The organism is Yinghuangia seranimata (genome assembly GCF_029953285.1).
GTDB lineage: Bacteria > Actinomycetota > Actinomycetes > Streptomycetales > Streptomycetaceae > Yinghuangia > Yinghuangia seranimata.
On sequence record NZ_JASAOI010000055.1, the window covers coordinates 1 to 26,432 of the forward strand.

Annotated in this window: 20 protein-coding genes and 2 pseudogenes; 8 read left to right on the forward strand and 14 right to left on the reverse strand. The window is 71.4% G+C overall.

Annotated elements, in window-relative coordinates:
- Window positions 1-109, forward strand: a pseudogene (locus QI554_RS32430) (IS5/IS1182 family transposase); the annotation flags it as partial.
- A 15-nt stretch (window positions 110-124) separates the two neighbouring features.
- Here the strand turns inward: QI554_RS32430 and QI554_RS32435 are convergent.
- From QI554_RS32435 to QI554_RS32450, 4 genes are all read right to left on the reverse strand, one after another.
- Window positions 125-1,087, reverse strand: a complete 963-nt coding sequence (locus tag QI554_RS32435; RefSeq protein ID WP_281475238.1) for a PDR/VanB family oxidoreductase — start codon at window positions 1,085-1,087, stop codon at window positions 125-127.
- Window positions 1,084-1,884: an MOSC domain-containing protein gene (locus QI554_RS32440; protein ID WP_281475239.1), complete on the reverse strand. Its 801-nt coding sequence runs from the start codon at window positions 1,882-1,884 to the stop codon at window positions 1,084-1,086. The genes QI554_RS32435 and QI554_RS32440 overlap by 4 nt, the downstream gene beginning before the upstream one ends.
- Before the next feature lie 75 nt (window positions 1,885-1,959).
- On the reverse strand, window positions 1,960-3,591 hold the full coding sequence (locus tag QI554_RS32445; protein WP_281475240.1) for an FAD-dependent monooxygenase: 1,632 nt from the start codon (window positions 3,589-3,591) through the stop codon (window positions 1,960-1,962).
- Window positions 3,592-3,617: 26 nt separating this feature from the next.
- Entirely contained in the window at window positions 3,618-4,577 is a 960-nt protein-coding gene (locus QI554_RS32450) for an MBL fold metallo-hydrolase (RefSeq protein WP_281475241.1), read from the reverse strand.
- A 99-nt stretch (window positions 4,578-4,676) separates the two neighbouring features.
- Here QI554_RS32450 and QI554_RS32455 point away from each other — a divergent pair, with 99 nt between their 5' ends.
- From QI554_RS32455 to QI554_RS32465, 4 genes and pseudogenes are all read left to right on the forward strand, one after another.
- On the forward strand, window positions 4,677-5,375 hold the full coding sequence (locus QI554_RS32455) for an IclR family transcriptional regulator (RefSeq protein WP_281475242.1): 699 nt from the start codon (window positions 4,677-4,679) through the stop codon (window positions 5,373-5,375).
- A gap of 174 nt (window positions 5,376-5,549) precedes the next feature.
- Window positions 5,550-6,797, forward strand: a complete 1,248-nt coding sequence (locus QI554_RS32460) for a cytochrome P450 (protein ID WP_281475243.1) — start codon at window positions 5,550-5,552, stop codon at window positions 6,795-6,797.
- 6 nt (window positions 6,798-6,803) lie between these two features.
- Window positions 6,804-6,896, forward strand: a complete 93-nt coding sequence (locus tag QI554_RS43680; RefSeq protein WP_485131019.1) for a hyalucidin A family RiPP precursor — start codon at window positions 6,804-6,806, stop codon at window positions 6,894-6,896.
- A gap of 708 nt (window positions 6,897-7,604) precedes the next feature.
- Window positions 7,605-8,138: pseudogene (locus QI554_RS32465) on the forward strand (cytochrome P450); the annotation flags it as partial.
- A 62-nt stretch (window positions 8,139-8,200) separates the two neighbouring features.
- Here QI554_RS32465 and QI554_RS32470 read toward each other — a convergent pair.
- Window positions 8,201-9,061, reverse strand: a complete 861-nt coding sequence (locus QI554_RS32470) for a menaquinone biosynthetic enzyme MqnA/MqnD family protein (RefSeq protein ID WP_343230831.1) — start codon at window positions 9,059-9,061, stop codon at window positions 8,201-8,203.
- A 161-nt stretch (window positions 9,062-9,222) separates the two neighbouring features.
- Here QI554_RS32470 and qcrB point away from each other — a divergent pair, with 161 nt between their 5' ends.
- Window positions 9,223-10,740, forward strand: coding sequence for a cytochrome bc1 complex cytochrome b subunit (gene qcrB / locus QI554_RS32475; protein WP_281475245.1), 1,518 nt, complete (start codon window positions 9,223-9,225; stop codon window positions 10,738-10,740).
- Entirely contained in the window at window positions 10,737-11,372 is a 636-nt protein-coding gene (locus QI554_RS32480) for a hypothetical protein (RefSeq protein WP_281475246.1), read from the forward strand. The genes qcrB and QI554_RS32480 overlap by 4 nt, the downstream gene beginning before the upstream one ends.
- Here the strand turns inward: QI554_RS32480 and QI554_RS32485 are convergent.
- From QI554_RS32485 to QI554_RS32505, 5 genes are all read right to left on the reverse strand, one after another.
- Window positions 11,336-12,184, reverse strand: a complete 849-nt coding sequence (locus QI554_RS32485; protein ID WP_281475247.1) for an MBL fold metallo-hydrolase — start codon at window positions 12,182-12,184, stop codon at window positions 11,336-11,338. The two genes, QI554_RS32480 and QI554_RS32485, sit on opposite strands and share 37 nt — an antisense overlap.
- 178 nt (window positions 12,185-12,362) lie before the next feature.
- Complete coding sequence (locus QI554_RS32490; protein WP_281475248.1) at window positions 12,363-13,781, reverse strand: WD40 repeat domain-containing serine/threonine protein kinase; 1,419 nt, start codon at window positions 13,779-13,781, stop codon at window positions 12,363-12,365.
- 107 nt (window positions 13,782-13,888) lie between these two features.
- Window positions 13,889-14,665 (reverse strand): ABC transporter ATP-binding protein, encoded by a 777-nt coding sequence (locus QI554_RS32495; protein WP_281475249.1) that lies wholly within the window; start codon window positions 14,663-14,665, stop codon window positions 13,889-13,891.
- Entirely contained in the window at window positions 14,662-15,684 is a 1,023-nt protein-coding gene (locus tag QI554_RS32500; RefSeq protein ID WP_485131020.1) for a FecCD family ABC transporter permease, read from the reverse strand. Before QI554_RS32500 ends, QI554_RS32495 begins: the two co-directional genes overlap by 4 nt.
- Window positions 15,685-15,754: 70 nt before the next feature.
- Window positions 15,755-16,828 carry an ABC transporter substrate-binding protein gene (locus QI554_RS32505; RefSeq protein WP_343230832.1) on the reverse strand — a complete coding sequence of 358 codons (1,074 nt, stop codon included), beginning with the start codon at window positions 16,826-16,828 and terminating at the stop codon, window positions 15,755-15,757.
- 251 nt (window positions 16,829-17,079) lie between these two features.
- Between QI554_RS32505 and QI554_RS32510 the strand changes: the two genes are divergently transcribed.
- Window positions 17,080-18,129: a DUF3048 domain-containing protein gene (locus QI554_RS32510; protein ID WP_281475250.1), complete on the forward strand. Its 1,050-nt coding sequence runs from the start codon at window positions 17,080-17,082 to the stop codon at window positions 18,127-18,129.
- On the opposite strand, the gene QI554_RS32515 is transcribed toward QI554_RS32510, so the two are convergent.
- The 4 genes from QI554_RS32515 to QI554_RS32530 form a co-directional block, all read right to left on the reverse strand.
- The gene (locus QI554_RS32515; protein WP_281475251.1) at window positions 18,086-19,288 is read right to left on the reverse strand and encodes a serine hydrolase domain-containing protein; all 1,203 of its coding nucleotides are present in this window, start codon (window positions 19,286-19,288) and stop codon (window positions 18,086-18,088) included. The two genes, QI554_RS32510 and QI554_RS32515, sit on opposite strands and share 44 nt — an antisense overlap.
- A gap of 226 nt (window positions 19,289-19,514) precedes the next feature.
- The gene (gene drmB / locus QI554_RS32520) at window positions 19,515-21,275 is read right to left on the reverse strand and encodes a DrmB family protein (RefSeq protein ID WP_425528088.1); all 1,761 of its coding nucleotides are present in this window, start codon (window positions 21,273-21,275) and stop codon (window positions 19,515-19,517) included.
- A 97-nt stretch (window positions 21,276-21,372) separates the two neighbouring features.
- On the reverse strand, window positions 21,373-24,558 hold the full coding sequence (locus QI554_RS32525; RefSeq protein WP_281475254.1) for a DNA helicase: 3,186 nt from the start codon (window positions 24,556-24,558) through the stop codon (window positions 21,373-21,375).
- A complete protein-coding gene (locus tag QI554_RS32530; protein WP_281475255.1) occupies window positions 24,551-26,410 on the reverse strand; it encodes a UvrD-helicase domain-containing protein in 1,860 nt (619 codons plus the stop codon). The genes QI554_RS32525 and QI554_RS32530 overlap by 8 nt, the downstream gene beginning before the upstream one ends.
- Between the last annotated feature and the right edge of the window lie 22 nt (window positions 26,411-26,432).

Below are 26,432 nucleotides of genomic sequence, written 5' to 3' on the forward strand. Positions count from 1 at the left end.
CAACCGGCTCAAGCAGTGGCGCGGCATCGCCATGCGCACCGACAAACTCGCCACCAACTACCAAGCCGCACTCAACGTCGCCGCGATCTTCCTTTGGCTCAAGTCTTGATTCGTAAGACAGGCCCTAGCCGTCGGTCGGGGCGAGGTGGAGGGGTTCGTCCGTGGCGGCGCGGGAGACGCACGGGATGACGAAGGCTCCGCGTTCGGCGTCGGTGAGGACGAGGTCGCGGTGCTCCGGCTCGCCGGCGAGGAGGCGGAGGCGGCAGGTGCCGCAGGTGCCGCTCTCGCAGGAGCTGGGGACCTCGATGTCCTGTGCGCGCAGCGCGTCGAGCAGGGTGCCGGTCGCCGGGACGTCGACCGTGGCGCCCGTGGGCTCCCAGACGGCGCGGAACGGAAGCGCGGTCCCGTCGGTGGCGTCGACGCCGGTGAACGCCTCGAAGTGGACCACACTCGGGCGCCAGTGCATCGTCAGCGCGCGGACCTCGTCCATCAAAGGGCGGCCGCCGCAGCAATAGACGCGCGTGTCGTCGTCGGGTTCGGCGAGGAACGGCCACAGGTCGAGGCGCCCGCGGCCGTCGGCGCTGTGGTGGACGGTCGCCGCGTCGGGGTCGCGGACGAAGTCGTCGAGGTAGGCGGTCTCCTGCGCGGACCTGGTGAGGTAGACGAGCCGTACGTCGGCGCCGTCCGCACGCAGGCGGTGGAACATCGGGCGGATCGGGGTGATGCCGATGCCGCCCGCGACGAGGAGGTAGCGCTTCGCGGGTCGGAGGGCAAAGGCGTTGGAGGGGGCCGACACGGCCAGCGGGTCCCCGACGGCGGTCCGGTCGACCATGCCGACGGATCCCCCGCGCCCGGCCGCGTCGCGCGCGACCGCGATGACGTAGCGGTGTTCTTCGGCCGGGTCGTTGGTCAGCGAGTAGCTGCGGGTGGCGCCGCCCGGGGTGTCGACGTTGATGTGGGCCCCGGGGGCGAAGCCGGGCAGCGCGCGGTCGTCGGCGGGGCGGAGGTCGAACTCGCAGATGTCAGGCGTGAGCATGCGCTTGGCGGCGATGCGCAGGCTGAGTCGTTCGGTGGCCGTGGCGCTCATGCCGCCTCCGTCGGTGCGTGCAGCGGGTAGTCGAGAACGTCGCCCGGGCGGAGCGTGCCGCCGCTGAGGACTTCGGCGTACACGCCCATCTGGTCGTGGCCGTATTCGCGGACGAGGAGCCGGGGCACGCTCAGGTCGCGGGACGCGGTGGCGGGGTTCACCTCGGTGGCGGCGCACCGCCGGGTGTTGAGGACCGCCCGCATGCGCAGCCCTCCGACGGTGAACTCCTTCCCGACGAGGTCGAGTTCACTGAACGCGGGCATGCCGTCGAAGTAGACGTTGGCGCGGAAGCGCAGCGGGTCGACGGGGGCGCCGACCCGTTCCTGCAGGTCGCGGACCGAGGCGAGGTTGATGAGCGAGACGGCGTTCATCATCGCGTCGGAGACCACCGAGACGTCGGTGTACCTGCGGCCCTCTCCCCGGGCGAGTACGGGAAGGCCGTGGTGCGGGCGGTCCAGGACGCGGCCGAAGAACGCGGTCGCGGCGTCGACGCCGCTCGGGTCGCCCATGTCGCAGGTCAGGACAAGGTGTTCGCGCACCCTCACGCGCAGTATCCCGGTGTCCGGGTCGAAGTCCGTTCTGAGTCCCGCCAGTCGGGCGTCCTTGGCCAGCATGAAGAACTGGGCCTTCGGCAGCGGTTCGGTGATCCCGGGGCGGTACCGGCCTTCCGGTCTGGCGAAGGCGAGCACGCGGTCGTGCGGGAAGCCGTGTCCCTCCGTCAGGGTGACGGAGGGCAGCGGCTGCGGGCTGAGGCCCTTGATCGGGTAGACATACAGGCTGGATATCCGGCCGGTCATGGTGCGTTCCTCTGTGCGGCGCCGGGTGCGGGCGGGCGTGCCGCATGCTGTTCTACCAGGCGCGCACGAGGAAGATCAGGAAACCTCCGCGGGTGTGGGTTGTCCCAGGGCGGTTCGCAGCGCGCGGGTCACGGCGTCCGGGTCGGCGTCGGGAAGTACCGCGGCGATGTGGGCGTCGGGGCGGACGATCCAGGCGTCGCCCGGGCGCGGGGCCAGGGCGGCGGCCAGAGCGCCGTCGACGTCGATGTCGCCGATGCGCAGGGTGGCCACGGGTGCGTCGGTCGCGGCGCGAGCGGCGTCGCGCAGCGCGTCGGCCCAGGTGTCGCCGTAGCCGTGCGGCGCGTCGTCGGCGAGCAGCACGGTGAAGCCGGCCCGGAGCAACTGCCGTACGCGGGTGGCGTCCGGCCGGCCGGAGACGGCGACCGGTGCGTCCGGGAGGATCACGCCCGGAACCGGGGCCGCGGCCTGGCCCTTGGCGGGGCGTCCGCCGAACGGGCGGTCCGGGGCGGGGGTGGTCAGCGGCGAGTCGACGTACCAGAACGGCTCGGCGAGCCGCCCCGAGTCGACCGCGCGCAGGCCGTACGCCGGGTCGGCGGAGGCCGCGCCCAACGTCGCGGCGCGGACCCGGCGTTCGTCCTCGCACTGCGGCACCAGGAACCGCATGGTCGCGCCGGTGACGTCTAGGTTCTCCCGTGCCGCGGCGTGCCGTTCGCCGTGGTAGGTATCCAGCAGCGTGTCCGGCGCCCAGCCGCGGGCCACGAACGCGATCTTCCACGCCGCGTTCTCCGCGTCCGGCACACCGGAGTTGAGGCCGCGCGCGCCGAACGGGGCGACGAGGTGCGCGCAGTCGCCGGCGAGCAGGACCCGGCCGACCCGCATCCGGTCGACGAGGCGGGAGTGGAACCGATAGACGGACCGCCACACGACCTCGTACGGCCGGTCGCCGACGATCTGCCGGATGCGCCGGTCGAGTCCGCCGTCCGCCTCCTCCGCCTCGAGGTCGAAGCCGGGCGGCACCTGCCAGTCGATGCGGAACACCGAGCCGGGGCACGGGTGGATGAGCACCTGCCGCCCCGGGTTCCACGGCGGGTCGAAGTAGAACCGGCGTTCGGCCTCCCAGCCGGGCAGGTCCGCCTTGATGTCGCAGATGAGGAACTGGTCCTCGAACGTCTCGCCGGGGAACTCCAGGCCGAGCGCGTCGCGCACGACGCCGCCGCGGGCCCCGGTGCACGCGATCACGTACGGGGTCCGCAGCACCGCGCCGTTCGCGCAGGTGACCGTCACGCCGTCGGCGTCCTGGGCGAGGCGGTCGACCTCGTGGCCCCAGCGGACCTCGACGCGGTCGGCGGAGGCGACGCACGCGTCGAGGATCTCCTCGGTGCGGCTCTGCGAGATGTTCACGAACGGCGGCAGCGGCGAGCGGCCCCGGTCGGTGAAGCTCCACGCGAACAGCTCGCGGTCGCGGTGGTAGGTGCGCGCGGTCGTCCAGGTGAGGCCCTCGTCGGCGATCGCGCCCGCGCCGACCGACGCCCACACGTCGAGCACGTCGCGCTGCTGGCAGATCGCCTTGGAGCCGACCGCGTCGCGGGCGGGCCGCTGGTCGAGCAGGGTGACGTCGAGTCCCCAGCGGGCCAGCAGCAGCGCGGCGCTCTGGCCGACCGGTCCGGCGCCGATCACCACGACCGGGTTCGCCATGTCGCGTTCCATGTGCCGTCTTCCTCGGGTCGCGGCCGTCAGCCCTGCAGCTCGTCCCAGACCTCACGGTCGCGTTCGGCCGTCCAGATGCGCGGACGTTCGACGCCGGCGAGCTCGTCCCACAGGCGCGACACGTCGAAGGGCAGGCAGTGCTCGAAGATCGGCCAGCGGCCGAAGACGGGCGCGAGCTCGGCGTGCACGGCCTCGAACGCCTCCTTGAGCGTTCCGCCGCGCCGCTTGACGGCGCCGACCTGGTCGATCATCACGGTCAGGAAGGCGCGGGTCTGGGCGATGGCCGCGTCGACCTCGGCACGCCCGCGGGCGACCGCGCCACGGCCGCCGACCAGCGCCTCGGCCTCGAGGGCGGCGACCGCGTCGAGCGTGGCGGAGGACCAGTCCCGGTGGAACGCGTCGCCGGTGTAGAGCGCGGCCTGCGCCTCGACCAGGTCGCCCGCGAACAGCACCTTCTGCTTGGGCAGCCAGGCGACGATGTCGCCCTCGGTGTGGCCGCGGCCGCAGTAGCGCAGCTCCAGGTCGCCGCGGTCGCCGCCGAGGTCGATCGTGAAGCGGTCGGAGAACGTCGCGGAGGGCCAGGTCAGGCCGGGGATGGAGTCCGGCTCCTTGAACAGGCGCGGCATGCGGCCGTACTCGGACGCCCAGTCCTGCCGGCCGCGCTCGGCGATCAGGCGGCGCGTGTTGTCGTGCGCGACGATCACGTCGGCGTCGAACGCGCTCGCGCCCAGCACCCGGACCGCGTGGTAGTGCGACAGCACCAGGTACCGGACCGGCTTGTCGGTGTGCTCGCGCAGCAGCGCCAGCCACTCGCGCGCGGCGACGGGCGTGGCGAGGGCCTCGAAGCAGACGACGAAGTCCTCGCCCTCGATCGCGCCCACGTTGGGGTCGCCCTCGGCGGTCAGCGCGTACACGCCGTCGGCGAGGACTTCCAGCGTGCGCTGCTTCTCCCCGAGGTCGGCGGACGACGCGAAGGATTTCGACACGACAAGCTCCCGTGTTCTATAATCGAACGACTCACTCGTAATACGAACAACCGGTGCCACCGTAATGGCCATCGGCGCTCAGGAGAAGGGGGCACGGCCATGCCCAGCGGATCCGCCGAGCCGAAGTCGGCACCGCACTCGCAGACCCTCGACCGGGGCCTGCGGCTCCTGGAGCTGCTGGCCGAGGCCGAGCGGCCGCTGGCCATCACGGAGCTGGCGGAGCGGCTGGGCGTCCACCGGTCGATCGCGTACCGCATCCTGCGCACGCTCGAGGACCACCGGCTCATACGCCGGGGCGCGGACGGCCTGTGCCGGCTCGACGTCGGCCTCGCCACGCTCGCCCGCTCCGTCTCGCGCGACCTGCAGTCCGCCGCGCTGCCCGAACTCGCCGCCGCCGCGAACGAGTTGGGGATGACCGCGTTCATCGCCGTACCCGACGGCGACGACTGCGTCACGCTGGCCGGCGTCGAACCGCGCCACTCGGTCGTCTCCGTCGCCCAGCGCCCCGGCAGCCGCCACCCGCTCGACCGCGGCGCCCCCGGCCTCGCGCTGCTCTCCGCCGGCCCGGCCAGGGCCGACGAGCGCCCCGACATCACCACGGCCCGCCGCCGCGGCTACGCGTACTCGGACAACGAGGTGATCCCCGGCGTGTCCTCCATCGCCGTCCCGATCATCAGCGGGATGCGCGGCACGATCGGCGCGGTCGCCGTCGTGTTCGTGGGCAGCGGCGTCGACGAGCCGGCCGTCGCCCTGCGCCTCCAGCAGGCGGCGCGCGCGATCGCCGCCGAACTCCCCTGACCTGTAACAGCCGTTGCCGCGCACCTGCGGCCCCGTCCACCCCACGCGTCACCGTGTGGTCTCCGCCCGGCGAAGACCAAACGGTTACCCGGCGATGACCGGCGGGGCGTGACAGCCCGCCGCGGCCGGAGCAAGCTGGCGGCAGTTGGTCGCGGCGTCATCAAGGGGGATGCAATGACGCGGTCGACAGGTGCGCGCATCCAACAGGCCGACGGGGCCGGCACGGTGCCCGATCGGCGCGACCCGCTGCGCTTCCTGGCTCGGGAGTTCGACGCGGACGCCGACGTCTGGCCGTCCGCGTCGGGACGGCTGTGCGTCGCGGACCCGGACGCCGCACGCGCGGTGCTCGGCAACCGGGACGGCGCCTTCGTCGAGACGTCCGACTTCTTCCACACCCGCGACGGCGTGTTCGGCCCGCGTGCGGCCCAGGCCGAGATCGGGCGGTCGGCGCGCGCCCTGATGCACCGGCACCTCGAGGAGCGGCGCGCGGACCTGCCGCGCCTGGTACGGCGGCTCGCACCCGAGAGCCGGTGGCCGGACGCCGCGAACCTGCTGGTCCGCGAGCACCTGCGCGACGTGCTGCTCGGCCCGGACGCCCCGGCCGAACTCCACGACGTGGTCGACGCCGTCATCACCCGTGCCGTGCTGGCCGGGGCCCGTGAACGGCATTCGGCCGTGGCGCGCCTGGTGTTCCGGCGCCGCACGATGCGGACGCTGGCGCGGGAGATCGAGCGCCGCGGCGCCGCGCTCGGCGGCGGGCCGCACGAACCGCGCGACCTGCTCGACGTCGCCGTCGTGGGCGCGTACATCGGCGCGCGGGCGGCCGGATCCGCGGGCCCTCCCCCGCGCCCCGACGCCGCCGAACTCGCAGAGGTGTACCTGTCCTTCCTGTTCGCCGCCGTCGGGTCGACCGGCTTCGCGCTCGCCTGGTCGGTGTACCTCGCCGGCACGCACCCGAGCGCCGACGACGAGCCGGCGTGGATCGTCCGGGAAGCCCTGCGGCTGTGGCCGGTGGCGTGGCTGTTCTCCCGTACCGCCGCGCGCACCCACAAACTGGCGGGGCAGGCCGTCGACGCGGGGGACGACGTGAACGTCTGCCTCTACCTCGTGCACCGGCACCCCCACCACTGGGACCGCCCGGACGAGTTCGTGCCGCGCCGCTGGGCGGAGCCGGGACCGGCGCCCGCGTTCCTGCCGTTCGGGTTCGGCACGCACGCCTGCGCGGGGGCGACGGTCGTCCTGGCGCTGCTCGAAGACCTCGTCCGCATCATCACCGAGGAGTGGCGCCCGTCGGTCTCCGACGTCGGCGACACCGTCCACCTGGGCCCGGCGCTGGCGCCGCCCGCCTTCACCCTGCGGCTTCGGCCAGGGGCCGCAAGGGGGCATCCGTCGGCGGCACCGCACGGCGACGAGAGGAGGTGAACGCCCGTGAAGAAGCTCTTCCGCTCGGCCCGGTCGGCCATGAACATCAGGTCCGGCTACAGCTGGCCGCACTTCTGGTACCTGTACCACCACATCTGATCCGCCGTCACGACCAGTTCCGATCAACAGGTGTGGGGGCGCCGGCCCGTCGGCGCCCCCACACCTCCCTCGGGGGAGACGAGTCCGGTGACCACTCCGCACAACGGCGGCGACTTCCTTGCGGACCTGCGGCGGCGCAGCCTCGCCGAGGACGGCGTCTTCCGGCTGGACGGCGGGCTGCTCGCCGTCTTCGAACCGGCCGCGGCACGCGAGGTCAGCCGCGCGAACTGGCAAGGGCTGGTACTGGCCGACCGGTTCGTCGACACACTGTTGCGGCGGCGCGGCACCCCGGTGCCGTGGACGACCGTGCGTACCGCGTGGCTCACCCGGCTCCACACGCTCGGGACGGCAGAGCAACACGCCGCGCTGATCGACCGGATGCGCGAGTCCCTCGACGAACACGTAGGCGACGACGTCGATCTGGTCATGCTCGCGCAGGACGTGGCCGTCCGGTCGGTGCTGCCGGTCGTCCTCACCGGTCTGACCGAGCGCGAGTCCGCGCGGATCCGCGAGGACCTCGATCAGAAGCTGGCGCGGCTGATCGACCGTCACCCGGGGCACGGGCTGCGGCACCGCGCGCACTTCACGGCCGTCCAGATGCGCGCCGGGTTCGTGGTGCGTCGGGTGCTGCGCGAGCGCGCGTCCGGGCGGCGTCCGCGCGAGCAGGACCTGGCGGACCCGTTCGTCGACCTGCTCCCCGTGCTGGGCATGGACCGCGCCCTCGACGCGGTCACGGCCGTCCTCACCGCGATCGGCGGCCCTCCAGGGTCAGCTGCCGCGAGCGTGCTGTACGAGTTCGCCCGCCACCCGGAGTGGCAGGACCGGCTCACGCACGAACTGCGGGACGTCGACCTCGGCCTGTTCACCGCGACGCCGGTCAAGGCCGCCCCGGTGACCCACCGGTTCGTCAAAGAGGTCCTGCGCATGTGGAGCCCGCCACTGCTACTGATGCGGCGCGCCCGGGTCTCGATGGACGTCGGCGCGGACCGCCTGGAGGAAGGGCAGGGCTACCTGGTCAGCCCGCACATGGTCCACCGCGACCCGAGGTTCTGGGCGGAGCCCGACACGTTCGACCCCGACCGGTTCCTCCCGGGCGCGGCACACGGGCCCGCCGACCGTACGCACTACGTGCCGTTCGGGTGGGCCCCGAAGCGGTGCATCGGCGCCGACATCGGCACGGTCCAACTCATGGCCCTGTGCCACCTGTTGTGCACCCGGTACCGCCTGACCGTCCCGCACGCCGACAAGGTGACGATGGCGTGCCGCTTCGCGCCCGTGCCGCAGGACTTCCGCGGTCGGCTCGCCTATGCGTCCGACCAGGACGATCCCGCGGCGGCACCCGCGACCGCCGTGAACCACTCCCCCGACGCCAACGCGGGCGCCTCGTGCCCGGTGCGGCGGGCGAACTCGACGAGCCCGGCGACCTGGCGGGGGCCGAGCGAGTAGTCGAGCGCGCGGCCGAAGTAGCTTTCCAGGGTTGGCGCGTCGAACGGCTCCCAGCGGGCGGTCCGGGCCGCGAGCCGGCTGTTCTCGGTGCGCGCGAGCGCCCGGGCGGACAGCAGGCCGCGGTGGGCGGCCGCGACGGCGTCCGGGCGGCGGCGGGCGACGTCGCGCCGGACCGCCCAGACCGCGAAGACGAACGGCAGACCGGTCCATTCGCGCCAGAGCCCGGCCAGGTCGTGCACCTGCGGCCCGTCGGGCGACCGGCCCGCGGACACCGCGGCGCGCAGTGCCGCGTCGCCGAAGAGCACGGCGGCGTCGGCGCCGTGCAGCGCGGACACCGGGTCGCGCGACCCTGGCACGTAGCGGCAGACGACCCCGTACCGTTCCTCCAGCAGCAGCCGCGTCAGCCGCCGGGAGGTCGGTCCTCCGGAGGCCAACGCGACGGTGGCGCCGTGCAGTTCGTCCAGGCCGACGGTGCTGACCAGCACGGCCGACATCATCGGCCCGTCGCTTCCGGAGGCGATGCCGGGCAGCGCGAGCAGTTCGTCGCTGTGCCGCAGATAGCTGACGGCGGGCACCGCCGCGATGTCGAGGTCGCCCGCGAGCAGCCGCCGGGCCAGCCGGTCCGGGGCGTCCGCCACCAGGTCGACGTCCAGGAGCGCCGTGGTACGGGCGAGCCCCCAGAACAGCGGCACGCAGTCGAGGGATCCGGTGTGCCCCAACCGCGGACGGTGCGATGCGGGGGCATGCCGTCGGTCGTTTTCGGCCATCTCCGGGGGTCCTGTTCTGGTCGTGGCGCGGAGCGCGTTCGGTGCGCTCGTCACAAATCGCCGGGCTGTCTCGTCTCAGGAGTGATCGGCCATCACGCCAAGGAGCACAGTAGATGTCCGCTGCACAGCAACCGACGGCGACGGCCGTCGACGGCGGTCGGCCCGCCGCCGAACCGCCCCTCCCCGACGGCAAGGCGGTACGCCGCGCCGACGCGCTCGACGAGAGACTGGGGATCTACCGGCTCGGCCGGCCGTACATCCGGAAGGTGTTTCCGGACCACTGGTCCTTCATGCTGGGCGAGGTCGCCCTCTACAGCTTCATCACGCTGCTGCTGACCGGCGTGTTCCTGACCCTCTTCTTCCAGCCGAGCAGCGAACAGGTCGTCTACGACGGGTCGTACGTGCCGCTGCAGGGCGTCCACATGTCGTCGGCGTACGCCTCGACGCTGGACATCAGCTTCGACACCCGCGGCGGCCTGCTGATCCGTCAGATCCACCACTGGGCGGCGCTGATCTTCATCGCGGCGTTGTTCGTGCACATGTTCCGGCACTTCTTCACCGGCTCGTTCCGCAAGCCGCGCGAGATCAACTGGCTGTTCGGGTTCCTGCTGCTGGTCCTGGCTCTGCTCAACGGCTTCGCCGGCTACTCGCTCCCGGACGACCTGCTCTCCGGCACGGGGCTGCGCATCGCCGACGGCGTCGTGCTGGCGATCCCGGTGGTCGGCACGTATCTGCAGTTCTTCTTCTTCGGCGGGGAGTTCCCCGGGGACAACGTCATCCCACGGCTGTTCACCCTGCACGTGCTGCTGGTGCCGGCCGTCATGGTGGCGCTGGTCACGATCCACCTGATCCTGGTCTTCTACCACAAGCACACCCAGTTCGCGGGTCCCGGCCGCACCGAACAGAACGTGGTGGGACAGCCGTTCATGCCGGTCTATGTGGCCAAGGCCGGCGGCTTCTTCTTCATCGTCTTCGGCATCACCGCGCTGCTCGGCGGGTTCGCCCAGATCAATCCCATCTGGTCGTACGGTCCGTACAACCCCGAGCAGGTCTCCGCAGGCTCCCAACCCGACTGGTACCTCGGGTTCCTCGAAGGCGCCCTGCGCCTCATGCCGAACTGGGAGTGGAACGTCTGGGGCCACACGTTCAGCTTCAACGTCCTGGTCCCGTCGGTGATCGTCCCCGGCGTCCTGTTCACGCTGCTCGGCGCCTACCCCTGGATCGAGGCGTGGGTCACGCGCGACAACCGCGAGCACCACCTGCTGGACAGACCGCGCAACGTGCCGGTCCGGACCGGGCTCGGCGCCGCCTGGATCGCCGCGTACGGCGTGCTGTGGGTGTGCGGCAGCAACGACATCATCGCCACGCACTTCCACCTGTCGATCAACGCGATCACCTGGGCGGGGCGCGTCGCCTTCTTCGTCGCGCCGCTGGTCGCCTACCAAGCGACCGTGCGCATATGCAAAGGCCTCCAGCTCCGCGACCGCGACAAGCTCGAACACGGCCGCGAGACCGGGATCATCAAGAAGCTCCCCAACGGCGGGTTCGTCGAGGTCCATGAGCCCCTGGACCAGGCGGCACGCCACCGGCTCACCGCGCACCTTCCGCGTGAGCAGCGGACGGACGCATGAACGACCTCCTGCTGGCCCACGCCGTCCACGACGCCCTGCGCAGCGATCTCCGGCGCCTCGTCCTGTGGTCGCGGACCTGCTTCCCGGTGGCCACGCCGGACTGGACCGGCTTCCACCGCCACCTCACCACCTATCTCGACGCCGGCACGGCGGTGCTGGGGCCCGTCCTGCACCGCGGGAACCTGCCCGGCCCCGAACACCGGGGCGCTGCGGACGACATCGAGCGGGCGCGCCGCCGCGTCGTCCTGCTCGCCGCGACCGTGGACGACTGCCTGTCCGGCCGCGGTCCGGCGAGCCGCACCGCCGAGTACATGGCGGTGCTGGACACCGCCCTCGGCGCGTACCTCGACGACGAACAGGCGGTCGTCCTCCCGGTCGTCGCGCGCCACATCACCGGCGCGGAATGGGCGGACTTCGACGCCGCGCTGCGGCAGCCGTTCGGCGTCCTGAGCGGAGTGGCGCTCTGCTCCTGGCTCTTCGACGGTGCCCCGGCCGACCGGCGGGAAGCGGTACGCGAGTTGTTCCCGCCGGCCGTCCGCATGGCGCACCGTTGGGTCGACGTGCGGCGCCGACGCTGCCGTCGGCGCCGGATCGACTACGCGCCGTCCTCGTCCAGCGTGAAGCGCAGGTAGCGGTCTGCGGAGCGGCGGACCGCGGCCGATCCGTCGGCCTTGACCACGCGTCCCCAAAACGCCCCGTAGACGCGGTCGAAGTCGAACGGTTCGACCAGTTCGAGCGCGCGGCGGACGACGCTCGGTCGCTCGGGAATGAAGTTGGGGATGCTGTACATGAAGCTGACCCAGCGGCGGTCCATCACCACCATGAAGATGTCGCCGCTGAACAGCGCGCCGCGCCCCTCCGGGTCGTCGGCCCAGTGCAGCACTGTGCCGCCGGCGAAGTGCGTGCCGGCGTTGATCAGCGTCATGCCGGGCGCCATCTCGTGGGTGTCGCCCGTCCAGAACTCGATGAGCGGATCGGGCCGCCCGACCCAGTCGCGGTCGGCGGCGTGGATGTAGACCGGGGCGTCGAAGGCCCGGCCCCATTCGGTCATCGCGCCGTAGAAGTGCGGATGGCTGACGGCGATCGCGCTGATCCCGCCCAGCTCCTCGACCGCGGCGGCGAGGTCGTCGTCGAAGTAGCCGACGCAGTCCCACAGCACGTTGCCGGACGGTGAACGGATCAGCAGGGCTCGTTGGCCGACGGCCACCGACGGCTCGGCGCCGAGGCCGACCACGCCGGGGCCCTCCTCCTCGATCCGGCCGTGGCGGCCGCCGGACCGCAACTCGGCGAGCGTGGTCCATTGTTGGCCGTCCCAGGCGACGTACTGCCGTTCGTCGAGGCAGATCGGGCAGTCGTCGCGCGGCGCGTCGTACTGGACACCGCACGTCGAACACACGGGAAGGCGACTGCCGGATGCGGCGTGCTCATCGGGCGTGGATTCCATCTCTGACGTCCCCTTTTGTTGAGCTGTGCTTGCGCACTGGACACAACACGAGACGGTGACGCCCCTCATCCCTGTGACATCACGCGCTTATCCGATCCGGAAGACGCGCTCTCCGACGCTCATGAGCAGCCTGTCCCCGACCGCGACGACTTCCGTATCCCAGGACCCGCCCGTCGCCTCATCGATGATGAAGGAGCATCCCCACAGGGCAGCGCCGGTGTCCGGGTTCAGGCGGACGAACGAGGAGTTGACGATCTCTTCCCCGACTCGGAGGAAAGTGCGACTCCAGATCAGCGCATCGCCGAGAAACTCCAGACCACTGGCCAGTGACGGCGGGGCTGGTGATCGTAGCCGTCACAGCGCCGGAACCCACGTCCCACCGACGTACTTTGGGCTTGCCCGGGCAAGCGCCCACCAAGGTCCGGCCGTCCGGGCTGAACGCCACCATGCCGACGCTGTCGGTGTGGCCGGCGAGCGTCGCAGTGGCCCTGCCGGAGGCGACGTCCCACAGCCGGACGCTTCCGTCGGTACCCCCGCTCGCGAGGGTCCTGCCGTCCGGGCTGAACGCCACGGATGAGATTTTGGCGCTGTCGGTGAGGGTGGTGATCAACGTGCCGGTCGCGACGTCCCACAGTCGTATGGTGCGGTCCCGGCAGCCGCTCGCCAGGGTTCTGCCGTCCGGGCTGAACGCGACCGAGTAGATCCGTGCGGTGTGGCCTTTGAGTGTGATCTCGCCGGCGGCCTGCCAGTTCACCTCGAACCGGGCCGGCGCGGTCACCGTCGGCACATCGGCAGGTGGCGGGGTCGGTACGTGTGTCCGCTCCGGCACCGCGCCCAACAGCGCGAACGCCTCTCTGGCGGAGGCCCGTTGCCGCGGGTCCTTGACCATCAGCCGGGTGATCACCGGCGCCAGCCGGCCGGCCCTGAGCGGTGGGGGCGCCTCCTCGAAGAAGAGCGCGGTGAGCGTTGCCATCGGGGTCTCGCGCTGGAACGGCGAGACGCCCTCCACCGCGTGATACAGCGTCACCCCGAGCGAGAACAGATCGCTCGCGGCCTGGCCCTCGTCGCCGTTGGCCCGTTCCGGTGCCACGTACTCCATCGAGCCGACGAACATCCCGGTCGCCGTCAAGGCGCTGTCGGCCTGATGGACCGCGATCCCGAAGTCGGTGAGGAGCACCCGGCCGTCGTCGGCGAGCATCACGTTGTCGGGTTTGACGTCCCGGTGAAGCACCCCAGCGGCGTGCAGCGCGTCGAGCGCGGACAGCACCGCCGCGGCGACGTCCGCCGCCCGGTCCACCGACAGCGGGCCGTGCTCCGCGCAGTGGTCGGCCAACGACGTTCCCTCGACCAACTGCATGACCGTCCACGGGGCGTCGTCCTCGACGACCACGTCGTACACGGTGACGATGTTGGGGTGGTCGCGCAGCCGGGCCGCGTTGCGGCCCTCACGTTCGGCACGGGCGAGCCGCATCGCGTGTTCCTCGCTGTTCGCCGCCGGCGGCAGTTGTACCTGCTTGACCGCCACCTCAACGTCCAGGGTCTGGTCGTGCGCCCGCCACACCCTCCCGAATGCGCCTGCGCCCAGTTCCTCGTCCAACCGGTAGCGACCACCGACGACCCGGCCCGCCTGTACCTCTGGCTCCACTCGTCCCCCGTTCGACGCCCCGAGCTATACGCGACTCGCCACGCGGCCAAGGTACTTGGTTAACGGCAGGCCAGGGGCCGGGCGTCGTAGGTGACGCGGACGACGCCGTCGGGGTGACGGTCGGTGCGGGCGTTGACGCCGAAGACGTCGCTCAGCACCGCCGGGGTGAGGGCGTCGAGCACCGGTCCCCCGGCGACGATCCGGCCGTCCTTCACGACGACGAGCCGGTCGCACATGCGGGCGGCCAGGTCGAGGTCGTGCAGGACGGCCAGCGTGGTGAGCCCCAACTCGGCGATGACGCCGAGGAGTTCGAAGCGGGCGCGGATGTCGAGGTGGTTGGTCGGCTCGTCGAGCAGGAGGACGTGCGGTTCCTGGGCGAGCGCGCGGGCCAGGAGGACGCGTTGGCGTTCGCCGCCGGACAGTTCGGTGGCGGCGCGGTCCGCGAAGGCCGCGGCGCCGGTGCGTTGAAGAGCGTCGTGGACGACGTCCCGGTCCCGGGCGGTGTCCCGGTCCAGGAGCCCGTGGTGCGGGGTGCGGCCGAGCGCGACGACCTCGGACGCCGTGGCCCCGTCCGGCAGCGGGCTGTCCTGGAGGACGGCGGCGGTCCGCAGGGCCGCGGCGCGCGCCGACAGCCGCCACACGTCCGCGTCGCCGACGAGCACCGTGCCCGCCGCGGGCCGCAGGGACCGGTAGACGGTACGCAGCAGCGTGGACTTGCCGCTGCCGTTGGGACCGACGAGGCCGACGAACTCGCCCTCCTCGACCCGCAGATCGACGCCGTCGAGGACCGGCAGGCCGCCGAGCACCGCGCGCAGCCCGCGTAGTTCGAGCTTCACCGGCCCCGCCCCGCTTCGCTTTCGCGGCGCAGCAGCCACAGCAGCACCGGTGCGCCGACGGCGGCGGTGAAGATGCCCAGCGGGATCTCGTTGGGCGCGTCGGCGGTACGCGACAGCAGGTCGACGCCGACCAGGTACACCGCGCCGAGCAGTGCGGCGAGCGGCAGCACCCGCCGGTGGTCCGGGCCGAAGGCCAGCCGGACGATGTGCGGGATCAGCAGGCCGACGAAGCCGACGCCGCCGGTCACCGCGATCACGGTGCCGGTCAGGAGCGCGCTCGTGGTGAACAGCACGACGCGCAGCCGGTTGACGTCGACGCCGAGCGCGGTGGCCTGTTCCTCTCCGGTGACCAGGGCGTTGAGCCGCCGACCGCACAGTGTGAGGGCGAGCGTGAGGGTGACGACCACGACGGACACCACCTTGAGCTGGTCCCACCGCGCGCCCGCGACGGAGCCGAGCAGCCAGAACATCACGCGCCGCAACTCGTTCGGATTGGAGCGCAGTTGGAGGTAGCCGGTGGCGGCCTGGAGGAGGTATCCGACCGCCACGCCGGCCAGCACGACGCGCAGCGGCGACAGACGTCCCGCGCGCTGCCCGAGCAGGAACACCGCGCCGGTGGCGACCGCGGCGCCGACGAACGCCGCGGCGGAGACGCCGAGTCCGCCGACAGCGGCGGCGCCGGACGTCATGACCAGCACGGCGCCGGTGGACGCGCCCGAGCTGATGCCGAGCACGTACGGGTCGGCCAGCGGGTTCGCCACGAGCGCCTGCAACACCACGCCCGCGACCGCGAGTCCGGCCCCGGCGAGGGCGGCGAGCAGCACCCGGGGCATGCGGTACTCCCACACGATCTGGTTCTGCACGATGTCGAGGTCGTCCGTGGAGCCGCCGCCCAGGTGCCGGGTGACGATGCGCCAGCTGTCGGCCACCGGCACGTCCACGGAGCCGATGCCTATCGCCACGAGCATCAGCAGGGCGAGGAGCAGGGAGAGCACGGCCGCGCAGGCCCACAGGGGCACCGCGCGCAGCGGTGCCCCTCGGGATCCCGCCGCCGGGCGCCGGGTCCGTCCGACGGTGAGCATCATCGGCTCAGAACCGCTCGGGGTGGAGGGCTCGGGCGAGCCTGTCGACCCCGGTCGCGTTGTTCGGCCCGAGGTACACCGAGTCGGACAGCACCACGAAGCGGTTGTTCTTCGCGGCCTCCCACTGGGGGAAGCGCTGGAACAGCTTGGCGGCTTCACCCACCGGGTCGGGGTTCATGAAGTCGACGATGATGACGGCGTCGACCTGGGCGGCGGCGACCTGTTCCTTGCTGAGGTCGGCGAACAGCTCCTTGGTGGTGCCGCCGAAGGCGTTGGTGGCGCCGGCCTTGGCCATGATGTCGTTCCAGATGCCGTTCGCGCCGATGGAGCTGAACTCGGCGGCGCCCATGGTCATGCCGGGGATGATCAGCATCACCTTGGGCGTGGGCGTGCCGGCGACCTTGGCCTCGACGTCCGCGATCTGCTTCTTCGAGGCGGCGACGAGCTGTTCGGCGCGGTCGCTGACACCGAATATGCGGCCGAGGTCACGCAGCACGGCGTAGCTGTCCTCGATGCTCTGGGTGCCGTCGACCGACCCGGGTCCGCCGCAGGTCGCGCGCGGAACGTAGGTGTTGGCGCCGACGCCGGCCAGGTCGTCGCGGGTGGCGAAGCCGCTGTCGGCGGAGAACCCGCCGCCGTACGTGGACAGCACGAAATCGGGGCGCAGGCCGAGGATCGCCTCGCGCGGGATGTCCATGGCGTCGTTGAGCTTGACGCCGCCGGTGGGCAGCGCGGCGATCGCCTCCGCGCGGCCCGGTTCGTCGGACGCTCCGTACTTCTGCGCGTTCGCCACGATGCGGTCCCCGAGGCCGAGGGCGAGCAGGGAGGAGACCTCGGCGACGGATCCGCCGCTCATCACGACGACCCGGGACGGCGCCTTGGCGAACGTGTACTTCTTGCCGCAGTTCTCGACGGTCACCGGGTAGCCGGAGCCGTTGTTCGCGGGCGCCGACGCCGCCGGGGCCGCGGCGCCCGGCGGGGTCGAGGCCGCGGACGACGTCGCGTCGCCGCCGCACGCGGCGGTGCTCAGGCAGCTCGCCGCGACCAGTACGGCCGCCGGCAGCCGGTTCCGCAGTTTCACAGGTCCTCCTCGTGCACACCGCGCCTCGGGACCGGGGCGCAGGTCCGGCGAGCGGTGCCGGACGCCGTACTAGTCGGACGCCGGGGCCCGCGAGTTCCCGGACGCGCGCGGGGGCGGGCGCCACCGAGGCGGGGCATGATGGAAAGGAATGCGAGGCAGGCGGACGCCCGTTGCGTAACGCTGCGTGCCGCGCGGTGACACAGCGGCGCCAAGCCTGCCGACGACGCTTCGAGTTGCGCATGGTGGCTGATATGACGCCCTGGAGCTGGTTCCGAGGTCTGGACCGGGGGTACCGCGCAGCCGTCGCCGCCGGGTTGGCGCTGATCGTGGTCGGGGCCACCGTCCTCGGCCTGGTCCTGGGCGGAGGGGGTTCGTCGGGGTCGTCGAAGGGGTCGGACGGGGCGGGTCCCGTGGCTGTGACGCCCGAGGCCCCGACACCCGCCGCACCTGCGCCCGCCGGGCCGAACCCGCTCACCGGGGAGGCCGACCCGGCGGGGAAGCTGCTCGCGGTGAAGATCGACAACGTCGGTTCGACCGTCCAGAAGGCGCAGGCCGGGCTCAACTCGGCCGACATCGTCTACGCGATCCAGGTCGAGGGCGGGCTGTCGCGCCTCATGGCGGTCTACGACAGCAACCACGTCCCGGCATCCGTGGGCCCCGTGCGCAGCGCGCGGCAGACCGACCTGCCCATCCTCGCGGCCTACGGCAAGGTCGACTTCGCGTACTCCGGCGCGATCGGCGGCCTCAAGCCCGAGCTCGCCGCGGCGAACATCTTCAACGTGACACCCTTCACCTACAAGGGCTTCTCGCACGGCGGCACGGACCCGACGTTCATCAACCCGGCCGACGTATTCGCCAAGTTCCCCGACGCCGACGTGGCGAAGGACATCGGCCTGCGGTTCGCGGCCGACGTGCCTCCCGGCGGCACACCGGCCGACTCGGTCACCGTCCGCATGCCGTCCTCGTCCTTCGGCTTCGCCTGGAACGGCTCCGAGTACCTGGTCTCGACGGACGGGCACGCGGCGGTGACGGACGGCGGGCAGCGCGACACGACGACGAACGTCATCGTGCAGCACGTCGCGGTCGTGCCGGGCAAGTTCACCGACTTCAACGCCGGGCACCCCGACAACGAGGTGTTCAGCGTGACGACCGGCAGCGGAACTGTCGACATCTACCGGAACGGCCAGGTGTACCACGGCACATGGAGCAAGCCGACCGACACGTCGCCGACGACCTACTCGGTCGACGGCGCGCCGTTCAACCTCCAGCCGGGCCGGACCTGGATCGTCCTGTCGCGGTGATCGGCAGCAACTTGGCCGTGGCCGACCCGTCGTAGACGTGGTCCGGCGTGACGACCTTGGTGATGGCCTGGCCCAGCAGGGTGCTCGGCTCCTGGCCGGCGTGCGACGAGTCGGTGTTCAGCAGCACCACCAGGGTCGCGTCCTGCTCGGGCAGGTAGACGGTGACGCTCTCGTAGCCGGGCAGCGAGCCGTTGTGGCCGATCCAGCCGTGCGTGTCGAGGATGCCCAGGCCGTACGTGGTGTCCGGGAAACCGGTGGGCAGCCCGTCCAGCCGCTGGGCCTGCGTCCGCGCGCTCAGCAGGGTGCCGGTCGCGAGGACCTTGGCCCAGACCCGCAGGTCGTGCAGCGTGGAGATCATCGCGCCGGCCGACCACGCCCAGCTGGGGTTCCAGTCCGTGGTGTCGGCGGTCTGGCCGTCCAGCGTCTGGTTGCTGTAGCCGTGCGGGTGCGGGGCCGGGAACTCGGCGCCCGCGGGGAACAGGGTCTGTCCGAGGTGGCTCGGCCGCAGCACCCGGTCGCGGATGACAGAGGCCACGTCGCGGCCGGTGACCTTCTCGATCACCATGCCCAGCAGCACGAGGTTGGAGTTGGAGTAGTCGAACGCGGCGCCGGGCGCGAAGCGGTTGTCGTGCTTCATCCCGTAGGGCAGGGTCTCGGCGGGGGTCCACTGCCACCCGGGATCGCTCAGGAAGGTCTTCGCGTAGTCGGTGTCCTCGGTGTACGAGTAGAGCCCGCTGCGCATCTCGGCGAGCTGCCGCAGGGTGATGTGCTCGCCGTCGCGGACGCCGTGCACGTACTTGGAGATGGGGTCGTCGAGCCCGACCAGGCAGTCGTCGACGAGTTCGAGCAGCGCGGTGACCGTGAAGGTCTTGGTCTCGCTGCCGATCCGGAAGTACATGTCCTCGTCGATCGGCACGCCGGTGGCGGTGTCGGCCACGCCGAACGACCGCACGTAGTCGCGGTGCCCGGGCCGCCACAGCCCGACAACGACGCCGGGGATCCCGGCCTCCGCCATCGTCTGCCGGATGGCCGTGTCGAGCTGCTCAGCCACGTCGCGGGGCGCGGCGCCGGCCTGCGCGGGCAGGCTGACGGGCAGGAGCGCCGCCAGGGCGAGGGCTCCTGCCGCAAGCGCGCGGCGCATCATGGACGGTGCTCGCATGGGGTGCTCTCCTCCGACGGCGCCACGGGGGGTCGGTCCGTGACGATCATCGGCCGAGCGTGCACCGGCGCCCTGACCGGCGCACCGACGCACTCGGGTGAATCCGAGGCACCCCAGGACGCGGCGTCAGTCGACGGCTGGCGCATCGGCCTCGGCCGACTGGTGCAACGTCTCGTACCGCCCGACTTACCACCTGGGCGGCGCCGAGGACCCGACGACGACCGGGTCATCGGCGGTGCCCCTGGAATTCGAAGTAACCGGGCACCCCCCGTTCGACGGAACCCACGAGCAGTGCGCGGTCTAGGAACGAGTTTCCCGCTTCACACGAGGTCTCCGGAAGCAAGACGCACGCGTGGCAGGCGGCGAGGTTCAAGCTGTCGACGCCTGCGGCCTCAGACTCCATGCACAGCGGGTCGGCCGAGCACCAGGAGACACGCTCCAGTGCCGACTGCAGACCGGCGGCCATGCGGTCCGGGGCGCCCTGCGCAACGAGTCCGCCCAGGCTTCCCGCCGAGTCGCTGGTCGCGGTGTAGATCAGGATCCCGGCCATGTCGTCGGACGCATACAGCCGCTCGCGCAGCGAGGCGGCCGGATATCCGGCGTCCAGGCTCCATTCGTTGATCAGCGCATGGGCGAGCGTGTGGACGAGCATGTACCGTGCGGTCAACGGCGATTCCGGAACGTCCGCGGAGTCGGCCGCGCGACGCTTCAGTTGCGCCGTGTGGTGTGCGCGGACGCTCTCGACGTCACGCATGACCGCGAGATCCCGCTCCCATGCAGTCAAGCGACTATGGTCGAGCCGCAGGAAGACCCCTTCCCCTACGACTTCGATCGCCGGCAGCCATCGCAGGTCGGCTGCGGCCAGGCGGGCACGCCGGGCCGTGACGTCCGTGGGCATCGGCATGTCGACTCGCGTGAACGACTGGAGTGCGCGTACCTCCCGCAGGCGCTTGACCAGCATCGTCTTGCCGATTCCCGGCGGCGGACCGTCGCCGCCGGAAGGCGGAACGCACACGAACCCGTGGTCACGGCCCTCGTCGTCGGCGCCGTGCTCCAGCTGACGGTACTCGTCGCGCCGTAGCGGGTCGGCGGACTCGAAGCCCGAGAGGACGAGGTCATCGACCGGTTCCGTCCCACCTGCCTCCTCCTGACGCCGACGGCCCTCAACCAACGCGATCGCGTCCTCGACGGGATGGTCCGACTTGGCCTGGCTGAGGATGTTCTCGATGTTGCGGCGCAACTCCGCGGGGGTCTTGCCCCGCAGCCACGTCTTGTAGTGCGGCGCCAGCAGCGCCCACAGCCCGTCCGAGTACGGCGGGATCGACAGTGCCGACCGCATCACCGGAAACCACGCCGCGGAGGAACCCCGTTGCAGCGTGCGAGGGGTGAGGGCGCAGCCTCGCTGTGTCGCGGCTTCGCCGAGCCAGGGTCTGGCACCGCTGCACCGGACGCCGATGGCCGCCATCGCGGAACGCCCGAAGGCACCTTCCAGGGACGCCTCCTCGCCGCAGCTGCACGCGACCACCACGGACTGGAGGGATGCGGTCCGTCCGGTGCTCCGCAGCGTCAGCCGGTGTTCCGTCGCGCCGCGATCGCCGCGCTTCCCCTTCCCGTGGTGCACCCACTCCCAGTAAGGGAAGTCGTCGAGGTGTCCGTTCTCGCAGGCGATCACGAAGCGGGACGGTACGAGAGAGCGTGCGCATGCGCCGCACTCGTTCTTGCGTGGCGGAGGGTTGAAGTCACGGTGCGGTTGCAGTGCCAGGCAGTCGGGACACGAGTACCAGCGTGGGAAGAGTCGCATTCGAACCCCGTCCCCGGCAGGGGGGTCCGCGGCGGGGGGGCTGCGGAACCCTTCCACGCGCAGGCGGTCCTGCAGCCTCGGCTCGAAGACGTCGTATTCGCCGGCGGGCCAGCTGTCGAGACCGCTGACGACGTACGACTGTTCACCGACCGCCAGCATCGCACCGATGCCGTAGGTGGTGATCATCTGGCTGCGGCGGACCGCCCCCAGCGGCTTGCGGACGACAGCCTCGCGGGCGCCGTCGCGCCCCGACCGCCCACCCCGTCCTGATCGCAAGGCCATGTCAGTCCTCCAAGTAGAGGTCGGATTCGACGTCGACGTCGCGCAGGCTCCAGAGCGTGTCCCACGCGTATTCGAGGTCGTCGTCGCTGTGCGACCTCAAGAGTGCGGTCTCCGGCGCCCGACGCTCACCGCGCCTGAACCTGGGCGGTGCCTCGTACACGAGCCGTCCGTTCTCCACCGCCGCGGTGCGCCAGTCCTCGACGATCTCCGCCAGGTCACGTGCCGTATGGCCGGCCTCTTCGGGGGCCACGGCCTTCACGCGGTTGACGATGTCGTCGCAGATGTCGCGCACCTGTTCCAGGTACTGCTCGATGAACGCCGCTCCGGTGTTCGCCCGTGCGGCGGGAACGCGCAACCGCACCAGACCGACGAGTACGGCGTGCAGGGCTCGGTCCCGGGCCCGCGCCGAGAACGGCGTGACCCCCGTGGCCTCGACCTGACGGTAGAGCGCGGAGTGGTAGGCGTGGAACGACTCGTAGTGGGACCGGTCGCGGGACCGGGCCCCGTTGAACAACGTCACCACCAAGCCGGGGTGCCGGCGTCCGACACGGCTGGTCGCCTGGATGTACTCCGCAGTCGTCTGCGGCTGTCCTGTGACCGCCATGAGACCGAGCCGGTCGACGTCGACCCCGACGGAGATCATGTTGGTGGCCAGCACCGTGTCCAGCGCCGGTCCGGGCAGCGCGGTCTCCAGCGAACCGAGGCGTGCGGGGATCTCGCTCGAGGCCACCCGACTGGTCAGCTCGGACGGCGGGGCGACGTCGCGCCGGGTGACGCCTGCGCGTGAGGCGAGCAGTTTGAGGCGGTCCTGCACATCGTCGACGACCTGGAGTTCCGCCGCCGCGAGCAACCGCAGACTGTTGAAGTAGCCCACCAGCGTCCAGTAGGGATCCCGGATTTCGTCCTCCCCGTCCAGGCTCGCGGTGTGGTGGAGCAGTGCGGAGTAGGCACGCACCAGAAGCGTCGCCTGGCTCGTCGACGGGGTCAGCAGTCCGACGTAGAGCCGCGCCGACTTCACCTCGTGAGGGCGTTCCAGCGCGAACCACGAGTCGCGTGCGTCGAGACCCGACGGGGGAAACTGTCGGACCTCCCGGTCGAACAACCGCAACCCCTGCTCGCGGGCACGCCGGATCGTCGCGGTCGACGCGATCACCTTGGGCAGGTCGGCGGCGATGTCCACGGCCGTCTCATACAGTCCGGCCATCGTGCCCAACGGGCCGGAGATCAGGTGGAGCTCGTCCTGGATCACCAGTTCGGGCGCCCGCACCCCCGGGGCGAGGTCACGGTTGAACAGATTCGCCACCTGTCCGCGCCACGCGATCTGGGCGAACTTGTCGACGGTTGCGATGACCAGGGTGGGATGTGCCGCGTAGACGGTCTCGTCGACGACGTGGACGGGGAGCCCGGAGCGGAACGCGCATGCTGAGTCGGGGCACAGGATGTCCATGCGGGCGGCGGCCTCGTCGACGTGGTAGGCGAAGGCGTCGAGGGGGGTACCGCACGAGGGGCACTGGCGCAGCTGAACGGGGTTCTCTTCCTGGACCTCCTCCCGACGCCGCAGCTTCTGCAGGGACTTGCGGGCCACCTCGAGTCGGTTCGGGGTCGCCGCCTTACCGACCCACATCCCGATCGAGATTTCGGCCCGGCCCAGTCGGTCCGGATCGCCGCGGCGGATCACCTCCATCGCGCAGATGAGGGCGGCGGCGCGTTCGAACTGTTGCAGGGTCAGCAGCCTCAGGGTGTAGCGCATGAGCACGGTTACGCCGTGCCCCGCCTCCCCGTCGCGGATTCGCCGCAGGAACGTCGTGAAGGCGATCAGCCCGAGGTACGCCTCGGTCTTGCCGCCACCGGTCGGGAACCAGAGCAGGTCCGCGATCCGGCGGTCCTCGTGGTCCGGATCGACGATCCCGTCCAGGCACAGCAGCATGAATGCGATCTGGAACGGCCGCCACTGGCCCGCCGCCTGCGGACGGCCCACACGTCCCGCGCGGATCCAGTCGGTGCGCCCACGCTGTTCAGCCATCGCCAGGTTGGCGAGCTGGAACGCTTCCCGCACCTCCGGACGCCGTTCGACGAGGGCGACGCCCGATCTCATACGGGTGAGTGCCTCCCGGCAGCGCACGATCTGCTCGACGGCGATGTCCGCGAACTCGGTTCCGGCGAACGATTCCGCCTCCAGGGCGCGTTCATCGACCCAGAGTGCGTACCCGTCGAGCAGTCTGTGCAGCGCAGCCGACAGTTCGGGGCCACTCGCCTCCGCCAACGCGGTCATGTCCAAGTCGACGACGTCGATGTCGGGGTTGGAGTCCGTGCTGCACACGTCATAGCGCGGGACGAAGGCGGTGCGAACCGAGGCGACCGAAGCGTGCGTGACAGCCGCGGAAGGTGGGGGCGCGGTCCAGTCCCAGACCGCGGCGCAGCCGTGCCCCACCGCGAACGTCGGGGCGTGACGGTACAGCAGCCGCGTCACCAGAACTTCGTCGTCGGCCCCCGAGGACTGTGCCCGACGCTCCACGAAAGGACTCGACCCGTCGGCCGCGGAGACGACGAGTTCCGGCTGGAAGAAGCAATGAGGGTCCTGCAGTTCGGACTCGACGACCTCGTTGGTGTTGACCAGGGTGACGGTCACCGACACGACACCCGCCGGGTCGGGTGTCCGGACTCGGACCCGCAGTTCGAGACCCTCAGTGAGGGAGTACGGTCCACCGGGCCTTTCGAGGTCGATCGGGACACCGGGCAGGGTCAACGGGCGACGCCGCCAGCGCACGCCGGCCTCGTGCGTCGTGCGCCGGCGCGCCCTGCGCGCACCTGTCACCGTGCCCGCTTCGTCAACCGGTTCGTAGACAGCCGCGGCGGTCGCCACGTGCAGGAGGTGGGTCGTTCCTGTGTCGACGGCGAACGTGATCCCCATCGAGGACGGCGCCTGCCGATTCGCCATGGAAACGCCCGTGTCCGGTGCCTCATCGACAGCGAGAACCGCCGCCGTCAGGTCGAGGTCCTGCTCGGCGGCGTCGACTAGACGTGTCTCGTCGTCCTTGCGTGACGGGAACAGGATTCCTGTGACGTAGCCGGTGACGGGAGGGTCGTCGACCACCTCGTCAGGCCCCCCTGCAGGACCGAGCAGGTCGTGTTCGAGGCGATCGGCCAGGGCGTCACGGAACCGGTAGTGCCGGGTACGGTCACTCATCGATCGGCCCCTCCGTCGGGTCGGAAGACTTGTCGTAGGTGAAGCGGCCCAGGCCGCCGATGCGCGGGGCGGGCCAGATCCCGCCCGTGTCGATTCCGGCACGCTTCCCCGCCGCGTCGCTGCCCGCCACCGTCTCGACCGCCTCGATGTACACGCCGGTGATCGAAACGGGCCAGTTCCGCCGGCCGTAAGGCATGTGCCGATGGAGCGCCGTGCGGAAGCCCACAGACGCTGCTCCCACGGCAACGTCGTCGACGAGCACGAGGTAGGGCGGGCTCATCCCGGGCTCCTCCGCACCGTCGTCCACCCGTCGCAGCACCACCGGGTCACCGGCCTGGACCGCGCTCTCAAGATGCCGCCACACTGCTGTGGGGTCTGCGGTGAACAGATGTGTACCGGCCGGGTCCGTGGCGTGGACATCGCCGGCCTGGAGCTCAAGGCCGTGCCGCATCCACGCCTGGTAACCGAACCGCGCCCAGCGCCCGGTCCGCTTGTCTATGCGAACGGTGCGGGCATGCGGGGCCGACAGGCGCATGAGCTGGTCCCGCGCACGGGTCATGCCCACGTACAACAGCCGGGCCTCCTCCGCGTGGTCGTACTCCCGGTCGAAGCCGAATCCCCCGGGATCGACGACCAGCACGCGGTCGAACTCCAGTCCTTTGGCGCGGTGGAGTGACGAAACGACAAGGTCCGCACTCGGCGGCGCGGTGATCTCGTCGGGAACCCGACCGGCGGCCACGAGCGACCGCAGACGCATCATGTCGACGGTGTCGCCGCCCGCTCCACGCCCCGTGGCACGGACAAGCGCACCCCACGCCATCGCCGCGTCCACATGCGGTGCAGCGCCGGACAGGTACCGTTCGAACACATCCCTTGTCGCATGAGGGGTGGTCGACGCGGCGATGAACCCTGCGACCCAACCGGGCACGACACGGTCCTGCGCCGAGCGCTGGAGCAGGTGCGGAACGCCCGCGCGGTGCAGGTCCTCGGACACCAGCAGGGCCTGCCCGTTGGTGCGGCACAGAATCGCAGTGCTCCCCTCATAGGAACGCAGGGCGTCGCAGACGAAGGGATCGTCCAGATCTCCCAGGTGCAGAGTGTCGTGCCACCGGGCTTTCAATCGCCGGTGCAGTTCCTCGGCGTCGGAGGAGCCTGTGTGGTGTTCGGCCCGGCCCCGCAACTCCGGGCCGAACGGGAGTGCGATGCCCGCCTCCTCCTCGCGCACCCGGAAGTTTCGGGTCAGTTCCAGCTCGACGAGTTCGTCCCCGAAGGTTCCGCGCAACCAGTCGAAGAAGCGGTTGACTTCTCCGGCACGCTTGGCGGGGTCGTCGATCTGGAAGCCGTACACGGACTGCGCCGGGTCTCCGACGACGGTGAACCCGCAGTCGTAGCGGTCCAACAGCGCCTCGACGAGTTCGCGACGTGCCCCCACCAGGTCCTGGACTTCGTCCACGAGGACATGCCGCAGGTCGTCCTCATAAAGTTCGTCGGCGAGCCCCTTTGCCACAAGGTCGGTGGCGGCCTCGATGCGGTCGTCGAACGAGCGGCTCTGCCAGTCGACGTCGGCCGCGAGCTCTGTGAGGATCTCCAAAGCCCACGAGTCGAAGGTCGCCACACGAACCGCGCGTGCAGCGCCCGCGGCCCCGGTGATCCGGCTTCGCAGCTCACGGACGGCGGCACGCGAGAACGTGAGCGCGAGGATCTCGCCCGCACGGACGTCCTCGTCCGACGTCAAGCGCTCCAGTCGACGCACCAGCGTGTGGGTCTTGCCCGCACCGGCGCCGGCGACCACAAGCACGGCGGCGTCGGCCGGTTGCGCGACAACGGCTTGCTGCTCCGGCGTCAGCGCCACGTCCGCGTCGTACTGTCCGGTC